The sequence below is a fragment of the Arthrobacter sp. M2012083 genome, assembly GCF_000281065.1.
GTDB lineage: Bacteria > Actinomycetota > Actinomycetes > Actinomycetales > Micrococcaceae > Arthrobacter.
On sequence record NZ_AKKK01000009.1, the window covers coordinates 58,658 to 77,267 of the forward strand.

The 18,610-nt window shown below is 62.0% G+C and carries 17 protein-coding genes and 1 tRNA gene; 5 read left to right on the forward strand and 13 right to left on the reverse strand.

Translation table 11 applies throughout. The annotated features are described in order from the left end of the window. Positions 1-77: 77 nt before the first annotated feature. Positions 78-1,556: an NAD-dependent succinate-semialdehyde dehydrogenase gene (locus A477_RS0105875; RefSeq protein WP_017198092.1), complete on the forward strand. Its 1,479-nt coding sequence runs from the start codon at positions 78-80 to the stop codon at positions 1,554-1,556. 434 nt (positions 1,557-1,990) lie between these two features. Continuing rightward, positions 1,991-2,188, forward strand: a complete 198-nt coding sequence (locus A477_RS0105880; RefSeq protein ID WP_026005385.1) for a hypothetical protein — start codon at positions 1,991-1,993, stop codon at positions 2,186-2,188. Positions 2,189-2,604: 416 nt separating this feature from the next. Here the strand turns inward: A477_RS0105880 and A477_RS0105890 are convergent, their stop codons facing one another. From A477_RS0105890 to A477_RS0105910, 5 genes are read right to left on the reverse strand one after another with little or no spacing between them, the layout of a single operon-like run. After that, positions 2,605-4,104, reverse strand: coding sequence for a carboxyl transferase domain-containing protein (locus tag A477_RS0105890; protein WP_017198095.1), 1,500 nt, complete (start codon positions 4,102-4,104; stop codon positions 2,605-2,607). Continuing rightward, complete coding sequence (locus A477_RS0105895) at positions 4,105-5,322, reverse strand: CaiB/BaiF CoA transferase family protein (protein ID WP_017198096.1); 1,218 nt, start codon at positions 5,320-5,322, stop codon at positions 4,105-4,107. 21 nt (positions 5,323-5,343) lie between these two features. After that, positions 5,344-6,573 (reverse strand): amidohydrolase, encoded by a 1,230-nt coding sequence (locus A477_RS0105900; RefSeq protein WP_017198097.1) that lies wholly within the window; start codon positions 6,571-6,573, stop codon positions 5,344-5,346. 49 nt (positions 6,574-6,622) lie between these two features. After that, positions 6,623-7,354, reverse strand: a complete 732-nt coding sequence (locus A477_RS0105905) for a hypothetical protein (protein ID WP_017198098.1) — start codon at positions 7,352-7,354, stop codon at positions 6,623-6,625. Positions 7,355-7,404: 50 nt separating this feature from the next. Further along, a complete protein-coding gene (locus A477_RS0105910) occupies positions 7,405-8,151 on the reverse strand; it encodes a DUF5058 family protein (protein WP_017198099.1) in 747 nt (248 codons plus the stop codon). Positions 8,152-8,425: 274 nt separating this feature from the next. On the opposite strand from A477_RS0105910, the gene A477_RS0105920 reads away from it, so the two are divergent. Then, on the forward strand, positions 8,426-9,874 hold the full coding sequence (locus tag A477_RS0105920) for an amidase family protein (protein ID WP_017198101.1): 1,449 nt from the start codon (positions 8,426-8,428) through the stop codon (positions 9,872-9,874). Here A477_RS0105920 and A477_RS0105925 read toward each other — a convergent pair. From A477_RS0105925 to A477_RS0105960, 8 genes are all read right to left on the reverse strand, one after another. Further along, positions 9,855-10,811: an Lrp/AsnC family transcriptional regulator gene (locus tag A477_RS0105925; RefSeq protein WP_017198102.1), complete on the reverse strand. Its 957-nt coding sequence runs from the start codon at positions 10,809-10,811 to the stop codon at positions 9,855-9,857. The two genes, A477_RS0105920 and A477_RS0105925, sit on opposite strands and share 20 nt — an antisense overlap. Positions 10,812-10,953: 142 nt before the next feature. Beyond that, positions 10,954-11,793, reverse strand: a complete 840-nt coding sequence (locus A477_RS0105930; protein ID WP_026005386.1) for an aldo/keto reductase — start codon at positions 11,791-11,793, stop codon at positions 10,954-10,956. A gap of 138 nt (positions 11,794-11,931) precedes the next feature. Beyond that, entirely contained in the window at positions 11,932-12,372 is a 441-nt protein-coding gene (locus tag A477_RS0105935) for a hypothetical protein (protein WP_017198104.1), read from the reverse strand. An 8-nt stretch (positions 12,373-12,380) separates the two neighbouring features. Further along, a complete protein-coding gene (locus A477_RS0105940; protein ID WP_017198105.1) occupies positions 12,381-13,034 on the reverse strand; it encodes a bacterial proteasome activator family protein in 654 nt (217 codons plus the stop codon). A gap of 91 nt (positions 13,035-13,125) precedes the next feature. Continuing rightward, entirely contained in the window at positions 13,126-13,317 is a 192-nt protein-coding gene (locus tag A477_RS0105945; protein ID WP_017198106.1) for a YbdD/YjiX family protein, read from the reverse strand. Between the two features lie 15 nt (positions 13,318-13,332). After that, complete coding sequence (locus tag A477_RS0105950; protein ID WP_017198107.1) at positions 13,333-15,603, reverse strand: carbon starvation CstA family protein; 2,271 nt, start codon at positions 15,601-15,603, stop codon at positions 13,333-13,335. Between the two features lie 158 nt (positions 15,604-15,761). After that, positions 15,762-16,331: a PadR family transcriptional regulator gene (locus A477_RS0105955; RefSeq protein ID WP_017198108.1), complete on the reverse strand. Its 570-nt coding sequence runs from the start codon at positions 16,329-16,331 to the stop codon at positions 15,762-15,764. 47 nt (positions 16,332-16,378) lie between these two features. Continuing rightward, positions 16,379-17,362: an NAD(P)H-quinone oxidoreductase gene (locus A477_RS0105960; protein WP_017198109.1), complete on the reverse strand. Its 984-nt coding sequence runs from the start codon at positions 17,360-17,362 to the stop codon at positions 16,379-16,381. Between the two features lie 101 nt (positions 17,363-17,463). On the opposite strand from A477_RS0105960, the gene A477_RS0105965 reads away from it, so the two are divergent. Together A477_RS0105965 and A477_RS0105970 are read left to right on the forward strand one after the other, a co-directional pair. Continuing rightward, a tRNA-Ser gene (locus A477_RS0105965) sits at positions 17,464-17,551 on the forward strand. Between the two features lie 213 nt (positions 17,552-17,764). Continuing rightward, the gene (locus A477_RS0105970; protein WP_017198110.1) at positions 17,765-18,550 is read left to right on the forward strand and encodes a VOC family protein; all 786 of its coding nucleotides are present in this window, start codon (positions 17,765-17,767) and stop codon (positions 18,548-18,550) included. The last annotated feature ends 60 nt before the right edge of the window (positions 18,551-18,610 follow it).

The following is an 18,610-nucleotide window of genomic DNA, read 5'->3' on the forward strand; positions in this document are numbered from 1 at the left end:
ACAAATATTCTCGTATTACAGACAGATCGTCCGCATGGCGATAGAATTAGAGGACACCACCCGGCAAGGAGAACAAGATGACATTTGTCCCGCGCGAGAGCGAGTTGCTCGCCTCGGTACCCACTGGCCTACTGATTGGCGGCGAATGGCGTCAGGCTACCTCCGGCGCAATATTCGACGTCGAAGATCCCGCCACTGGAAAGGTCCTGGCAAGCATCTCGGACGCTGGCCCCGAAGACAGCTTGGCTGCCCTCGACGCAGCCGTTGCCGCCCAGGAGTCATGGGCCGCCGTGGCACCGAGGGACCGCGGCGAAATCCTTCGCCGCGCTTTCGAGTTGGTCACAGAGCGGGCCGATGATTTTGCCCTGCTTATGACGCTTGAGATGGGCAAACCTTTGACCGAAGCCCAGGGTGAAGTCGCTTATGGGGCCGAGTTTTTGCGCTGGTTTTCGGAAGAAGCCGTCCGCACATGGGGCCGCTACTCGGTTTCTCCCGATGGGAAGTCACGTCTTCTGGTTCAGAAGAAGCCGGTGGGGCCCTGCCTCCTGATTACACCGTGGAATTTCCCCCTCGCTATGGCCACAAGGAAGATCGCGCCCGCCGTGGCCGCGGGGTGCACCATGGTACTCAAGCCAGCCAGGTTGACTCCACTTACTTCCCAGCTATTTGCCCAGGTCATGCAAGAGGCCGGCCTTCCCGCCGGGGTTCTCAACGTGGTTCCGTCCACGAGGGCTGGCGCCACCACCGGACCGCTGATCAAAGATTCCCGGTTGCGGAAGCTATCCTTCACCGGTTCCACGGAGGTCGGTAGGCGCCTGCTTACCGATGCCTCGGAGACGGTGCTGCGAACCTCGATGGAATTGGGTGGGAATGCGCCGTTCGTAGTCTTCGACGATGCGGACATTGATGCCGCCGTGGATGGCGCCATGTTTGCGAAGCTTCGCAATATGGGCGAAGCCTGCACCGCTGCGAACCGGTTCATCGTCCAGGAGTCAATCGCTGACGAGTTCACGGAGAAATTTGCAGCACGCATGGCCTCACTGACTACCGCCCGCGGAACGGAGCCAGGCTCACAGATCGGGCCCATGATCGATGCCAAAAGCAGGGACAAAATCCACTCCTTGGTGACAGAGGCGGTATCTGCCGGCGCCACGGCAGTTTCCGGCGGGGCCCCCATTGATGGGCCTGGCTACTTCTACGCGCCAACAATTCTCACAGGAGTCTCCGAGGGGTCTCCCATCCTCTCCGAAGAGATATTCGGCCCCGTCGCACCCATCGTTACCTTCTCAACGGAGGAGGAAGCGATCCGACTCGCCAACAACACGGAGTACGGGCTTGCGGCCTATGTTTTCACTAGGGATTTGAACCGTGGTTTGAGGATGAGCGAGAAGCTCGATACCGGCATGCTGGGGCTGAACGCTGGGATCATCTCTAATGCGGCAGCCCCCTTTGGTGGAGTAAAACAATCCGGACTCGGTCGCGAAGGTGGACTTGAGGGTATTGAGGAATACCTTTCCACCCAGTACGTCGGCATCGCTGTTCCGGCTGGGGCTTAGGAAGTCCAAAAGGGGCGGTGACTGCGGTCCGCGCACGTCTTGCAAGGCAACCGCGGGTCGCAGCCGGTCCAATCTGATGCGATGAGATGGGCTAAGAGCGATTTAGACGGCCGAGAGTGGGAAGCTGAAGAGTTTGACCGGCAGGAACCGGAGATACAGCGACATTTGCGACCCTCATTAATCTGTCTCGGGTGCGGCGCCCCGGCAGCCTTTCAGTCCTCGTCGGCCAGGCGAAGACCCACGTTCGGGGCACACCACCGAACTGGCTGCGTCGTCTGCACTCCAGGGTGGGGCGTGTTTCGGTACCTCACGTGAGACGCCCAAAGTGCCACTCGGCACTCCGTGCGGCCTTTCAACGTTTGCAACAGGACTTGCGACAGCCCTTCCGACAAGAAAGACACGGCATGCAAGAAGCGCATAAGAAGCGAAACTCAGTGACTGTACTTGCCGACAATCGCCACGAACGCGACGACCGTCTCGAGGCTGCTGTCGCATCACTGCGCGACATTGCCACAGAACTCCGCATAGGGATACTGGTGACGCGGGAAAGTCCCCAATCTTTCACTGTCGCGGTCAGTCCGTTGGTTCCCTTCGGTATGACACGGGAGATGGACGAAACTGTAGACATCTGATTGTGGTGTCACACTGCACATCCCAATCACTCTGACCATCACGAGTGGCTATTTCGGGAACATGCAGAGGCGCCTTGGCGGAGATGGGCTGGGAATGATTCGTCGCTTTTTCGTCACTGGACACCGCTCCTTTCCAGCTCCTGAGCGAAAAACATGTTCACTCGTTATGAAAAGGTCATCAGTTCGATTCTGATAGGAAGCTCGGCAGAGAACCCCCGGACATCAAGGATTTCCGGGGTTCTCGTGTTTTTCCTCTCATGCTCCGACTGTCGTCCGACCGAAATATTGAACACCACGAGGCGACCCCCTTCCACCGCGCTGTTGATGGGCCTTCCTTGAGGCGCGCGATCAGCGAATCGCGCAAAGAAGCCGGGCTTACCCAGCACGAGCTTGCCAGGCGGCAAGGACTCCGGCAACTAGCTAACCAGCGCCCGGTACCTGGCCCGCCGCCCTTGGCCGCCCGCGCTACCCAGGTTGGCCAGGACGTGGAGTTCGACGGCGATCACGTCACCGAGGCGGCAGCAGAACTCAACCGGTTCGGTTGCCGCGTCCTGAACTTCCTCCAACACCACATCCACCACCCCACTGGCCGCGAGCGCGGCAGCGGTAATGCCTTGGCTTTCGGCGAGCGCCGCAGCAAGAGACGTGCTCCGGTGCACTATTGCGCTGGCACCCTCGGGTGGAAGCGGGGCGAGCCAGGCGTTGCGTGCGGCGATGGTCCGGTCGGCGGGCAGGAGGGCGAGTGCCCCTCCCCCGGTCCCTTGCCCCAGTAGGACTGACAGTGTAGGGGTTCCCAAGTCCAGAAGGTCGTACAGGGACCGGGCGATCTCGGCGGCGAGCCCACCTTCTTCGGCGTCCTTGGACAATGCCGCGCCGGGCGTGTCGATAACCGTAACAAGTGGAATGCGGAGTTCCTTGGCCAAACGCATCCCGCGCCGGGCATCGCGCAATGACGCCGGCCCCATCGCATTGTTCCGTTGATGGCCCACCACCACACAGGAGGTTGTCCCGAACCGGGCAAGAGCCACCAGCATTCCGTCGTCCTTGGTGCCATCCCCCGCACCGCGCAGCAACACCACGCTGCGAGCGGAATGCTGAAGGAGTTCGCTTGTGGATGGCCTCAGAGTGTCCCGCGAGCGGATAACGGAGTCCCAGGCCGTTCCGTCGGCGGGTTCGGCGAGTTCTCCGATGCCGGTTGCCTGCGCACCGACGAAGTCCTCGGTCGGCCGAAGCAGATCCAGCACCCGCCCGAAGTAGTCCCCCAAACCTTCGGGCGGAACCACGGCATCCACGAGCCCATGATCGAACAGGTTCTCCGCGAGCTGGACGCCGGCTGGGAAGGCTTCACCGTGCAGGGCCTCATATACACGCGGTCCAAGGAATCCCGAAAGTGCCCCCGGCTCCGCAGCGGTCACGTGCCCCAGTGATCCCCACGACGCCATGACCCCTCCGGTGGTCGGATGCCGCAGGTACACCAGATACGGCAGGCCCGCAGTTCGATGGGCCTGCACGGCCGCCACGATTTCCACCATGGCCAGGAACGCATTGGTTCCCTCCTGCATGCGAGTCCCTCCGGACGCCGGCATGGCCACCAACGGCAGCCCAAGGTCCGTGGCGCGTTCGACGGCGGCTACCAGTCTTTGCGCTGCATCCCGCCCGATTGATCCGGCAAGGAAAGCAAAGTCGGACACCACAAAAGCAATGCGATGGTTCCGTATGCGTCCCTCGCCTGTGAGGATGGATTCGTCGCTGCCGGATTTCGACCGGGCTGCGGTCAAGTCGGCAGCGTACCCGACGTTGGCAGAGCCAACCACCCCCCGAACGGGAGCATCCCACGAAACGTATGTCCCGGCGTCGAGCACGTGATCCAACAGTTCGCGTGCACCGAGTCGCCGGCGTGTGGCAGTGGCCGCCATTCAGTCCACCTCCATTGAGGCCAGCCATTTTCGGACACCGTCGCCGTGTTGGTTCAGTAGCGGCGGGGCGGTGTGGGAGCGGCGGGTGGATTCTTCGCCGGTAGCATTGTCGAAGAATCGAAGCGGTGGCCCCGGCAAAGTCACAGACCCTAGGAGAGGGTGCTCGACGTCTACCAACAACCCTTGGGATACCAGCTGCGGCCATTCATAAACTTCTTTGAGGGTACGCACTTTACCGGCAGGCACTCCGGCGGCTGCAAGCTTGGCAAGCAGCGGCTCTGAGTCGTAGTTGGCGAACGCGGACTCCACCACTTCAATGATGCGGGTACGGTTACGGACCCGGTCGGAGTTGCTGTCGAGGCCGTTGGCATCGATGCCGAAAGCGGAGGTGAAAGCAGCCCATAGCTTCTCGCTGCCGACGCTGATCTGGACGCTCCCATTCCGGCATCGGAACAGGCCGTAGGGTGCGATGGACGGGTGATGGTTGCCTTGAGCCTCAGGTTCCTCCCCGGCAACTGTGACCTTGGTGCCTTGGAACGCATGAACCCCAACAAGCGAGGCCAGCAACGAGGTTCGAACCACTTGCCCCCGGCCAGTGCGCTCACGCTCCAACAGGGCGGCCACCACCCCGTATGCCCCATACATGCCGGAGAGTAGATCGGCAATCGGGACACCCACGCGCTGTGGATCATCTGGACCGGATCCCGTCAGGGACATCAGCCCGGCCTCGCCCTGAAGAATCTGATCGTAGCCGCTGCGGCGTGACTCCGGGCCGTCGTGGCCGAAGCCCGTGATGGACAAGATGACCAGCCGCGGATTGATGCTATGCATGGCATCAGTGCTGAAGCCGAGCCGCTCCAGGACACCGGGCCGGAAGTTCTCGACCACAACATCGGCACGCTCCAGGAGCTGGCGGAGGACGGTTTTGCCGTCCTCGCTCTTGAGGTCCAGGGCCAGGGATTCCTTGTTGCGGTTGCATGACAGGAAGTACGTCGCCTGCGGCTCCTCCTCGGGTCCCACGAAGGGCGGTCCCCAGCCCCTGGTGTCATCCCCGGAGCCTGGGTTCTCTATCTTGATGACCCGCGCTCCAAGGTCTCCCATCATCATGGACGCGTGCGGGCCTGCGAGCGCCCGGCTGAGGTCCACCACCAGGCGCCCTGCCAGGGGACCATCGGCTGTCTGGAGAACAGGGGCTGTTTCTGTCAGTGCTGAAGTCATGGAGATTCCTTGAAGTGAAGTTCAATTGCCCAGCCGGGACAGGAGGACGGCGACGGCGGCAGAGACTCCGCCTGCCAGCGAACCTTCCAGCTCGGGAGCGAAGAACGGCGAGTGGTTGACTGGGATGGGACCCGGCCCTTCGTGGCCGGCTGTGGGGGTCCCGCCGAACATCCAGAACACGGAAGGCGCTCCGATAGCGGTTCCCAAGTGCCCGAAGTCCTCGCTTCCCATCATTGGCGGGGTGATTGCGACAGCCTCTTGGCCAAGCGCGAGTCGCAAGGCCTCAATAACGGAAGGAACGGCGTCGGGATCGTTGAAGCACTGCGGGAAGCGGTACATTTCCTCGATGTCCGGTTGCGGCGCTCCTGAGGCGGCGGCTTCTGCCGCGATGATGCGGCGGACTGCGGCGAGGACCTGGCTGCGGACGTCCTCGTCGAACGTGCGGATGTTGAGGGTGAACTCGGCCGACTCCGGGATGATGTTCTCCTTGAGACCCGCGTGGAAGGTTCCTACGGTCACGACGGCGGACTTCCGCGGGTCCAGCTCACGGGACACGATGCCCTGCAACCGGGTGACCATATGCGCGGCCATGACGATGGGATCGATGGAATCCTGGGGCTGTGAACCGTGCGACTGCTGGCCGTGAACGGTGACCCTGAGTGAATCTGCCATAGCAGCCACCGGTCCGCTGGAGATGGCGACCGTACCCACGGGCCGGGGCATGACGTGCTGGCCGAAGACCACCTCCGGCCGCGGGGCCTTGTCCCACAGCCCGTCGTCGAGCATCGCGAGTGCACCGGCGGCAGTCTCTTCACCGGGCTGGAAGATCAACACCAGCGTCCCCGACCACGCGTCCAAGTTGCCGGCAAGCACTTCGGCGGCACCCAGCAGGCTGGCCACATGGGTGTCATGGCCGCAGCCATGCATGACCGGGACAGAAGTGCCGTCCGGCAAGGTGCCCATATCGGTGCTGGCGTACTCCAACCCGGTGGCTTCCTCGATAGGCAGGCCGTCCGAGTCGGCACGGAAGGCCACAACGGGACCATCGTCGTTGCGCAGGATCCCCACCACACCGGTGCCCCCGCAACGGAAGTGCTCAATTCCAAGGCCGTCCAGCTGTTCCTCGATCAGAGTGGCGGTGGCAAACTCCTGCATGGACAGTTCCGGATGTGCGTGGAGGTGCCGATAGAGGACATGGAGCTTGGTGATCTGGACTGAATCGAGTTTGAGGGCGGTCACTGTGGACGTCATGGGTCTTGTCTTCCTCTTGGATGCGGGTAGTCACGCTGGCGGGGGCTGGCTACTCTTGACGGATCGCGGGCGCCGCGGGGAATCGCTTCACGCGAAGGATCCACGACAGCAGGATGGTGCCCAACACGACGATGGCGGTGGACACCATCGCGAGCGACGGCACCAACGGCAGCACAACAAACACGACGACGGCTGAAACCAAGAGTGCGAACACGGTGGTCCGGGGCTGCTTCATGGAGACGATGGCCTGCACCAGGACCGCGCCCAGCACGGCGGGCAGTACGTACAGACGAGTGACGAGCAGTACCGATGGCGGGATGACGCTGATCAGCCATGTGCCCAGTAATCCCACAAAGAATGCCAACGAGAATAGGTGCACCACTGCTGCTCCGCAGATGGCTACGACGGCGGCAAGTTCGGCTCGTTTGCTTCCTGGCTTTGCCCCGATATTGGTTTGTGCGATCAGCGCCGCGGGAAGGAGTTTGCTGGAAATGTTTCCGATCATGAACGCTTGGTACATGCCAGCGGGTCCCAGAATCGGGTAGTACGTGAGCGGCTCCACGATCCAGATGATGCCGAAAGTGGCGGCTACGGCGGCGAAGGCGATCCACAACTGGGCGGCAGCTATGTCCAGGCCGCCGAAGAACACCAGGTATAACGGACCTGCGATGGAGATCAAGAGCCCTGCGATCATGGTGATCTGACCCCAGCGGGAGGTGGTGCGGTTGAAGTCCGCCATGCCGGTGCTGCTGGTGGTGGGAGCGGATGTGATGGAAGACATTGGGGATGTTCCTTTCGTGCTCAGAGGAATGACGGCGGCGACAGGTTGGCTCAAGCGCCGACAGCAAGGTACGCGGCGATGAGGCCGACGACGATCGAGAAACCGAGTCCCCATTCCCGGAGCCAACTCGTGCCGAGTCTCTTGGCCAGCAGCAGGCATACCCCCATGACGGCCGCGGAGACAGCGAAGGACAGGAGGTGGGTCCCGGATTTCGGCAGTTCAGTAAGCCCAAGGCAGGAAAACGCACCGATCAGTGCCGCCGCAGGGACAATTGCCATGGCGGCCGGATTCACGGAACGGATTTTCGCGTCGCCTTTGCGGAGCAGTGGCGTCAGGATCAGGGTGGCCAGCATCCACATGGCACCGCCGATGCTCATGACGAAGAACGCCACAGCAAAGACGCTCTGGGTGTAGCTGGCGTCACCCAGTTTCGCTCCCATCGTCCCCGCAGAAACGCTTGCCGCTGACACTTCGTACGCCGCGGACCCTATGAGGCCGATCCGCACAAGGACTGCCGGCGCCCCAAAGAGGCCCAGTAAAGCGATGGCAACGAGGCACACCGCCAAGGAGGGACCGATGGCCGATACAGCGCCGGAGCGGAAGGACGTCTTGATGTCCTGAGTGCTCATGCCCACGGAAGGGGCAGCCCGCCTGGCGGCATTCATGAAAATAACGGACTGAATGATGATCACCCCGAAGACGCCAGCCACACAGATCCAGAGGACGGGGTTGTTGGCGAGGGCCATGATGTCGGTGGCATTGTTGGCGAGCGCTTGAAGAGCCAAGGGTTGATGCAAGGGAACCTCCCAGGTGTTGGCCCCTTGGCAGGTCCCCAACCGGACTACGCTGTGCGGTTCGGGGGCGCTTGGGGGCTAATCCTTACCATCGACCAGATCGGTCAGTGGGATACCAACACCTTCCGCTATGAGACGCATCACATGCAATATCTGACGGAATCAGCCGCAATCTTGGCAGAATCAGTCAAGGCTTGCCTTTGGTTGTTCCGAGGCTTCCGTCGTCTTCTGTGACCGGGCACACTTTCAGGAAGTAGGAATCCAGCAAAGGAGCACCATGCCTGACACCCTTGGCGAGTTGTCCGCCGTCGAACTCTCCGCAGCCATCCGCGATAAGAAGGTTTCCGCGCGCGAAGCCCTGGCCGATCACTTGGATCGCATTTCCGAGGTGAATCCCGCGATCAACGCTGTGGCCACCCTCGACCCGGAAGGCGCCCGGGCACTGGCGCTTCGCGCGGATCAACTCACGGCTTCCGGGGCCGCGTTACCTCCCCTCCACGGCCTGCCCATGACGCACAAGGACACCAATAACACCGCCGGGATGCGTACCACGCAGGGCTCACTGGCCCTACGTGATTATATTCCCGACGCCGACGACCTCATCATTGCGCGCTTGAAGGCTGCCGGCGTGGTGAGCACCGGGAAGTCGAACGTTCCCGAGTTTGGTGCGGGCTCACATACGTTCAACGACCTCTTCGGTACCACCACCAACCCCTACGCTCCCACGCTGAGTGCCGGCGGCAGCAGCGGCGGAGTGGCCGCCGTCGTCGCCGCCCGCGTCCAGAGCATCGGGGACGGCAGCGACATGGGCGGATCGCTCCGCATCCCGGCGTCCTTCTGCAATGTGGTGGGCTTCAGGCCGTCGACGGCGGTGATCCCCATGCCGTCGGACATCAATGCCTACGCGTGGCTGGGCAGGACCGGCCCCATGGCACGCACCGTGGAGGATGTTGCCTTGTTCATGTCTGTGACGGCAGGCAAGGATCCCCGCGTGCCGCATCCGGCCGGCCTCGATCCGGAGGTCTTCCGATCCGGCTTGGAGACGGACATGCGGGGGGTCCGGATCGGCTGGTCCCGCGACTTTGGCATCGGGGTGCCTGTGGAAGCCGAAATCGTTGACCACCTTGAAAGGCAACTGGCCATCTTCGAGGATCTTGGAGCAATCGTGGAAGAAGCCACCCCGGACTTCAGCGAAGCAGACCTGGTGTTCGGCAACACCCGTGCCCTGGACTTCGCCGCGGGCCTGGGGCCGATTCTGGAGCGTGCCGGCGATGTCATCAAGCCTGAAGTGCACTGGAACGTGGAGAAGGGATTTGCCCTCACGGCGCGGGATTTGATTGAGACCGCAGCCGCCCGCAGCCGGCTGGAATTGAGCGTCCAGGGTTTCTTTGGACGCTACGATCTCTTCGCCAGCCCCTGCGCCCAGGTCCTCCCCTTCGACGCAACACTGAGGTACCCCTCCGACGTTGCAGGGGTACCTTCAGGGACATACTTGGACTGGATGCGATCGGCTTGCCTCCTGTCCGCCACAGGGCTTCCCGTGCTCAGCGTTCCGGCTGGATTCAGCTCCACGGGCCTGCCCATCGGCCTTCAGCTCGCCACCAACCACTACACGGACATGCAGTTACTACGTTATGGCCGTGCATTCGAGCAGCAGACCGGGTACGCGTCCGTTGCCCCCGTGATAACGGCTGAGCCGGCGCCGTTTACGACGGCGAGCGCATAACCCGGCCTCCGCGCTTGCGGGCGTCCAGAAGGATGGAAACGTCTACTCCTGCGGCGCTCTGAGCCCACTCCGACGCGGTAATGAAACGGTAGAGGGACGTCATGTCCTCCACTGTCACATCCGCCATGATCTGATAATTTCCGGCGATCGCCACGGCGTAACGGACATTATGCAGCTCGGCCAAGCTTTTTCCCACGTGCTCAACATGCTGCGGCGAAGCCCGGATCCACAGGAGCGCTTCCACACCCAAGCCGAAAGATGACGGTTCGACGATCGCCCTCAAATGAACTTGGTTATTGGCCAATAACCATTCGCTGCGTCGGCGGGCAGTGGCTTCCGAGACTCCCACCCTGCGTCCCAGTGCTTCGAAGCTCATCCGGCCATCAGCACAAAGCGCATCAACGAGCTCATTGTCCTGCCGGCTCAGGTCTTGCCGCGGGACCAGGATGCCGGAATCTTGCGTGAGACTCGAGCGGAGGGCCTCCACTTTGTCTGCGGGAAGAATCTCCGGCCGCCACCCTCGGATAGTCCTGAAATAGCGAAGCACGGGGTAGCTGGTGGAATCACGCAAGCCGATGGTGGATGGCAGCTCATCGGACAAGACGTCACCCATGCGTGCCGGTTCAGTGAGTATTTCCGCCACGCAATCGCCGGTCCCGGTGGTGGTGTAGACAAAAGTGGTGTCTGCCCGTTGCGACAGAGCGTGGGCGGCGGCCCGCAAAGTTCCGGGCGTGCACCGCATCTCCACCAGCACCACCGTCTGCTTTGGCCTGATTCCCACCACGGCTACCGCTCCGGATTCCAAGAGTTGGGAACCCCGGCGAGCAACAGTGCGCTCCGCTTCCCCTAAAACGGCAGCCATCTTCCGCCAGGGGCAACGCGGATCCAATTGGAGGGCAGCAACGATCTGCCGCTCCAAAGCGTCAAACGCCACCATGCCAACTCCGTCCGTCCGTCGATCAATTTCAACACAGACTTCGGTGCGCTGCGTCACTGAGGCGAGGGCCGTCGTCGAGCGTTAACGGCAGGTGCCCCGCCCCCAGGAAGGGGACGGGGCACCGCGGTAAAGCTCGGAGAGGTTAGGCGAAGTCGGAAACTGCCGGGTCCGGTCCGATGCGGCCTTCAGCACCGCGGTCCAGGCCGTTGATGGCCTCGACGTCGGTGGCGTCCAGTGTGACGTTGAGCGCCGCGAAGTTCTCCTGGATGCGGGACTCGGTGACGGACTTGGGGATTACCACGTTGCCGATGGCCAGGTGCCAGGCGATGACGACCTGGGCCGGCGTGGCATCATGCTTGGCGGCGATCTCAGCCACAGTAGCGCTTTCGAGCAGCTCGCCACCCTGGCCCAGCGGGGACCAGGCCTGCGTCAGGATGCCCTTGGAAGCGTTGAACTCGCGAAGGTCGGCCTGGTTGAAGAACGGGTGCAGCTCAACCTGGTTGATGGCCGGAACGACCCCGGTTTCATCGATGATGTGCTGCAAGCCTTCCTTGGTGAAGTTGGAGACGCCAATGGACTTGACCCGGCCGCGCTTCTTGAGCTCGATGAGGGCCTTCCAGGTGTCCACGTACTTTTCCTGCTTGGGCTGCTGCCAGTGGATCAAGTACAGGTCCAGGGTCTCGAGGCCGAGACGATCCATGGACTCCTCGAAGGCTGCGAGAGTGGATTCGTAGCCTTGGTCTGCATTCCACAGCTTGGTGGTGATGAAGATTTCCTCGGCGGAAAGGCCGGAAGAAGCAATGGCCCGGCCGACGCCTGCCTCGTTGCCGTAGATCTTGGCGGTATCAATGTGGCGGAAGCCGGCCTCGAAAGCCTGGCGCACCACCTTTTCGGCTACATCGTCTTCAACTTGCCACACCCCGTAGCCGAGCTGGGGGATGGTGTTGCCGTCGTTGAAAGTAAGTGTTGGTGACGAAGTCATGTCTGCCATCCTGCCAGCACGTGGCCCCCTAAAGCGCCGAATATTACGCAGATCAGCTATACGCTTAACTTTTTGCACGCAAGGAATAAAGGCGCGCGCGGATAGTTGCGAACGCGTTGCATTTAGTTCGGCTGCGATTCAGGCGTCGAGTTGACGCTCCGCGTCTGCAACCTGTTCAAATACAGACTCAGCCCGCCGCCGAACCGACAAAGCACCTACTGGGACGGGCCCAACGGCCAACCTCAACATGGCCGCAGCCTCTGCCGTGGTGGCGAGGGAATTTCCTGCTTTGGACAAAGCCCGGTGCACACCGGCAAGCCCTCCCGGGACATCCAAACCGTCGCTGGGAGACCTTTTCTGCGCCTCAACGCAGATGCTTCTCACCCTTGGCGACAACTCGGCCAGTTCGTTGGCTATTTGCACGAGCTCGTTGTAGAGCTGCTCATCATCCACGCCCTCAAGGACCTGGTGGTACCGATCCAATCCCCGATGGAAACGGTCATGGGCGCGGCGCCACAGCCCCTTGCCAAGCTCCAGATCGTCCTTCCGCCCTTGCCGGACGGCCCCAAAGAAACCCACCTGGGAACTCAGAGGTACTGACCCGGACCGTGGTCGGGGTCTTCCCTGCGGCCCTGGGCGGCAGCGCCGGGCGCACCGGGTGCAGCCGCCCGCTGGGGCTGTCCGTTCTCACCAATGATGATGCCCGGCGCAATCACCGTTCCCGGCGGGAGCTGACGGAGCTGCATCTGCGCGGCCGCGTGCTCTTTGGCAGCCTGCTGAGCGGCGATCGCGGCCTGGATGCCATGAAACAAACCCTCCAGCCAGCCAACCAGCTGCGCCTGCGCAATGCGAAGCTCCGCATCGGAAGGCGCCTTCTCTTCGGGGAAAGGCAAGCTGATTCGTTCCAGCTCCTCAATAAGTTCCGGAGCCAGCCCGTCTTCGAGTTCCTTAATGGAGCGCTCATGGATCTCCGCAAGGCGACCGCGTGCAGCGTCATCCAAAGGTGCGGCCTTCACCTCTTCAAGGAGCTGCCGGACCATGGTGCCGATCCTCATCACCTTGGCCGGCTCATCAACAAGTTCGTGAAGGTTGCCTCCCTTGGGTTTGGCATCCTTCGCCACCCCTTCCGCCGGAGGTTGCTGTGCCGTGGGCTTCTCAAGGCCCTCGTCCAGCGTTGTTCCCTCTACGGGGGTGTCGTCCGAAGCCTCATCCGTGGGCTGAATGTTGTTCAGATCGCTCATTCGTTCATACTCTCACGTGCTTGAAGGGAACCCCGGTCCAAGCCTTGGTTTTGGACTTCGTTCGTAGCGAAACTTCGTCCCGAACGCCGGCTCAGCAGCACCTGCCTTGCGGGTTGCTGTCCTGCCGGTCCATCCGGTCCCGCCAGAACTCGCGTTCAGTCATAGCGGGACCGGAATGGGCCGTAGCTTCAAAATGCTCCAGGTACTTCTGGTACGCGTCCGCCCCCATGAGCGAGCCCATGTAGGTGGCGAAGCCCCGCAGGCCCCTAACGACCGTGTTCATCAGTGCTGAAGTCCATTAGTGGTGGCCCGCCTTCTGGCTCCGTTTCTCCGCAGGCAGGGCGTTCCATTCTGCGAGCAACGTCTTCTCGGCAGCAGTCGGGAACAGCCCGGCCGGTGCGTAAACCTTGGAAGGAACGGGCGGGTCTTCATGGTCCTGGCCGCCGCCGGCGCGGATTGCCTTGATGGTTGCCAGGAGGGCGGCGACGATGACGATAATGCTCAGGGTCACGAAGATGACGGAAAGCACGCCCTGGATCATGGTGTTGCGGACCACGGCTTCCATCGCTGCAACGGTCTTGGCTGTACCAAACTCCGTCTTGCCGTCAGCGAGTGCCTTGGAGAACGCCTGATTGTTGGCGAAGTAACCCACTGCAGGGACTGGCGAGAAGATCTTGTGGAAGCTGGCAGTGATGGTGACTACGGCCGCGAACGTCAGCGGAACCGCCACGATCCACAGCCATTTGAACACTCCACGCTTGGCCGTGATGGCCAGGCACACAGCCAGCGCTATGGCCGCCAGCAGCTGATTGGCTATGCCGAACAGCGGGAAGAGCGTGTTGATGCCACCCAGAGGATCGGTGACGCCCATCAACAGGACTGCGCCCCAGGCACCCACCATGATGGCGGTGCAGAGCCAGGCTCCGGGCCGCCATGAGGCTTCCTTGAACTTGGGAACAAAGTTGCCGATGGAGTCCTGCAGCATGAAGCGGGCAACACGGGTGCCCGCGTCCACTGCGGTAAGGATGAAGAGGGCCTCGAACATGATGGCGAAGTGGTACCAGAAAGCCATCATTCCCGGTCCACCGATGAACTGCTGCATGATGTGCGCCAAACCGACTGCCAGGGTGGGAGCTCCGCCGGAGCGGGAAATAATGCTTTCCTCACCGACGTCCTTTGCCGTTTGAGCCAGCACCTCGGGGGTGATGTTCACATTGGCCAAGCCAAGACTGTTCACCCACTGCGCGGCGGATTCCACGGTGCCGCCGGTCAGGGCGAGGGGCGCGTTCATGGCGAAGTAGATGCCACGGTCGATGGAGATCGCAGCCACCAGCGCCATGATGGCCACGAAAGATTCCATCAGCATTCCGCCGTAACCGATAAAGCGGGTCTGCCGTTCCTTCTCAATCAGTTTGGGGGTTGTTCCCGAGGAGATGAGTGCGTGGAACCCTGACAGGGCGCCGCAGGCGATGGTGACGAACAGGAACGGGAACAGGGCTCCGGAGAACACGGGGCCGTTCTCCCGGCTGGCGAACTCGCTGAACGCAGGGACGGTGATTTCCGGGCGCACCACGATGATGGCGACCGCGAGCATCACGATCACGCCGATCTTCATGAACGTGGAGAGGTAATCACGCGGAGCCAGGAGGAGCCAGACGGGAAGGATTGCGGCGATGAACCCGTAAATGATGATGCCCCAGGCGATGGTGACTTTGTCCAGGTGGAAGAAGGCTGCACCCCACTCGGTACCGGCGACGGCGCCGCCACCAATGATGGCTGCCATCAGGAGCACGAAGCCGATGATGGACACCTCCATGACCTTGCCCGGCCGGATGAAGCGCAGGTAAACGCCCATGAACAAGGCAATGGGAATGGTCATACCCACGGAGAACACGCCCCACGGGCTCTCACCGAGGGCGTTGACCACCACCAAGGCGAGGATGGCCACAATAATGATCATGATGAGCAGCGTGGCCACGAGGGCTGCCGTGCCGCCAATGACGCCGAGTTCCTCGCGCGCCATCTGGCCGAGTGAACGGCCACCGCGTCGCATTGAGAAGAACATGACCAAGTAGTCCTGGACGGCGCCTGCAAGAACGACGCCGATAATGATCCAGATAGTGCCGGGAAGGTAGCCCATCTGGGCCGCGATGACGGGTCCCACCAACGGTCCGGCACCGGCGATGGCGGCGAAGTGGTGGCCGAACAAAACGTTCCTGTCAGTACGGACGTAGTCCTTGCCATCGGCTTTGTATTCGGCAGGGGTAGCGCGGCGATCGTCCGGCTTGAGCAGATAACGCTCAATAACCTTGGAGTAGAACCGGTAACCGATCAGGTACGTGCAGACAGCGGCGAAAACGAACCAGATGGCGTTGACGGTTTCACCGCGCACCAGTGCGAGCATGAACCACGCCACTGCTCCCAGCAGCGAAATGGCAACCCAAAGACCGATCTTGGCCGGGGTCCACGTGCGTTCCTCCGCTTCACGCACGGAGTCCTCCACAGCCGGAGGAGGCAGCGTGGGATCCAATCCTTCCGCAAGCTTGGATTGGTCAGAAATCTTGCCCATATCTCCTCCTTGAGAACTGCTGCGGTGACGAATGTTGCGGTGGGGACCGCGGCGTCGGGTACTTCTCCTCACCTTAACAACCGACACGGACAGGATAGGGCGGTACACGGCAAACGTCTGCAGGTACGCGGTGAACGGTCATGACCCTGCGCCGGACGTCAGCTCTCCCGCCGAGGAGGAGCCTGCTGGCTCGATCCCCCGTTTACCTGGCCTTGGACCATGCGGGCCTCACAGAGATCCAACCAGCGGACTTCAGCTTCGGCTTGGAAAATCAAGGAATCGAGCACCAGGAGCCAGGCAGTGTCGGAGGACCGTTGGTTGGCCGAGACCGCTTTCCTGGCCTGTGTGTGCTCCTGCAGGGCCTTGACCGAAACCTCGCGCTGGGACTGGATCACCGCGGACGTGTCCACGCCGGGAAGCGTCACGGCGAGCGCCAACTTGATGGCAATTTCGTTCCTTGGAGGATTGCCCCGGTCCACTGCACCAGCGAACCAGGCCTCAACTTCCTCAGCCCCCGCGTCCGTGATGCTGTAGACGACGTGCCCGCCGCCGTCGTCGCCGTCCTTGCTGACCAAGCCATCGCGCTCAAGCCTGTCCAGGGTTGTATAAACCTGGCCAATGTTCAACGGCCAGGCGGCGCCGGTTCGGTCCTCAAATTCGACACGCAGCTCATAGCCGTACCGCGGCTGGTCCTGGAGCAGGGCCAGCAGGCTGTGCCGGATGGACATATGGCTCCTCGCTGCGGTGGGCGGATGAAAACAGTTGGGCGGCCGATTCAGAGGAGAAGGAGGACCTTGCCCACATGCTCCCCGGAGTCGAAATACTCGTGCGCTTCCCGAACATTCTCCAGGGGGAAGGACTTTGCGACGAGGGGCCTGATCCTGCCATCAGTGAGCATTGGCCACACGAACTCGCGCACGGCGGACATGATGATTCCCTTTTCGGCGACCGGGCGAGGCCGGAGCGCTGTTCCGATAACGGCTGCACGTTTGCTGAGGAGCTGACCCAAGTTGAGCTCCGCTTTTGTTCCGCCTTGCAGGCCGATGACGATGAGTCGTCCGTAATCGGCGAGCGCCTCGACGTTCTGTTGCAGGTATTTGGCACCCACGACGTCGAGGATCACGTCGGCGCCTTTGCCTCCGTTGTGCGCCTTGAGGCTTTCAGCGAAGTCTTCTTCGGTGTAGTTGATGGCGATATCGGCGCCGAGGAAGGCCTTGGCGGTGCCCACCTTCTCGTCAGTGCCGGCCGTGGTGGCCACCTTTGCGCCATAGGCTTTGGCCAGCTGGATAGCCATGGTGCCGATGCCACCGGTGGCGCCATGGATGAGTACAGTCTCGCCGGGTTGCAGCTGTGCGGTCATGATCAGGTTCGAGTACACGGTGGCGGCAACTTCGGGCAGGGCAGCGGCTGTAACCAAGTCCACGCCTTCAGGGATGCGGAGTACCTGCTCCGCCGGAACGGCCACCTGCTGGGCGTAGCCACCGCCGGACAACAGTGCCACCACTTTGTCTCCGACGGAGAACGCTTTGGTTACGCCGGGGCCGAAAGCCGAAATGCGGCCGGAGACTTCCAGCCCGGGAACTTCCGAGGCTCCTGGGGGCGGCGGGTAGAACCCGCGCCGCTGCTGGACGTCGGCGCGGTTCAAACCCGCAGCCACTACGTCAATGAGGACCTCGCCCTCGCCCGGCACCGGTGACGGGACCTCGCGGACTTCGAGGACTTCGGGCCCGCCTGGCTCTGAGATATAGACGGCTTTCATGAAGAACTCCCGGTTTCTTGCTTGTTTTCCAGCCCCGGGGCAGGGGCAGGAATACGTGATGTTTTGGAACAGCCAACTCCCTATGAAACACTACTAGGCGAGGAAGGTTGTCCGAGCGGCCTAAGGAGCTGGTCTTGAAAACCAGTGTGCGGTAACCCCGTACCAAGGGTTCAAATCCCTTACCTTCCGCGAATGAGATGCCCCGGGTTCCAGGACCCGGGGCATCTTTGCGTCCCCGGGCCTGTCTTGCGGACGAGTGTCTGCGGCAATGCCGCCCGAACTGAGAACTGACACCCGGAAAATCATTGAAAGTGTCAGAGGCCCCGCATAGTGTTCTGTCTGTCTCCACCCCACTGACATCGGCCGCAGCCTGGCTGCGGAATAACAACAGGAGCCTCACCTATGCCCAAGCCTGATATCACTCCCGGTTCCCCTTGCTGGATTGACCTCGTGACGTCCGATACGGAGAAGGCCAAGGCCTTTTACACGGCTCTTTTCGGCTGGACCTATGAAACCGGAGACCAGGAGAAGTACGGCGGCTACATCACGGCTTCCAAGGACGGCCGGATGGTCGCGGGCATCATGGAGAAGCAGGCGGACATGGGCGCAATGCCGGACGTTTGGTCCACTTACCTCCGCACGGATGACATCAAGGCGACCACCGAGGCCGCTGCCGCCAATGGCGGCCAGGTGCTCCTGGAACCCATGGCGGTCCCTGAGCAAGGCAGCATGGCCATGTACGGGGATGCCTCCGGCGCAGCCGTAGGCGCCTGGCAGTTCGGTGAAATGAAGGGCTACGAGGTCGCGGCGGAGGCAGGAGCTCCCGCGTGGCATGAACTTCTGGCAAAGGACTACGAGTCGGCGGTCACGTTCTACCAGAACGTCTTCGGCTGGGACACGGAGGTCATGAGCGACACTCCGGAGTTCCGTTACACAACCCTCGGCGCCGGCGACGACGCCAAGGCAGGCATCATGGACGCTTCCGGATTCCTGCCCGAACAGGTCCCGTCCATGTGGAGTGTGTACTTCGCGGTGGAGGATACGGATGCTGCCGTGGAGCAGGCCGCAGCCCTCGGCGCCACGGTCATGCAGCCCGCTGAGGACACACCGTTCGGGCGTCTGGCCACATTGTCGGACCCAACGGGAGCTGTCTTCAAGGTCATTCAGGACTTGGGGCAGACCGCCTGATCGGCCGCTTTTCGGATCCTTGTCCGGTCCCTCATTGTTGACCCAAGGTCAACCCTCTAT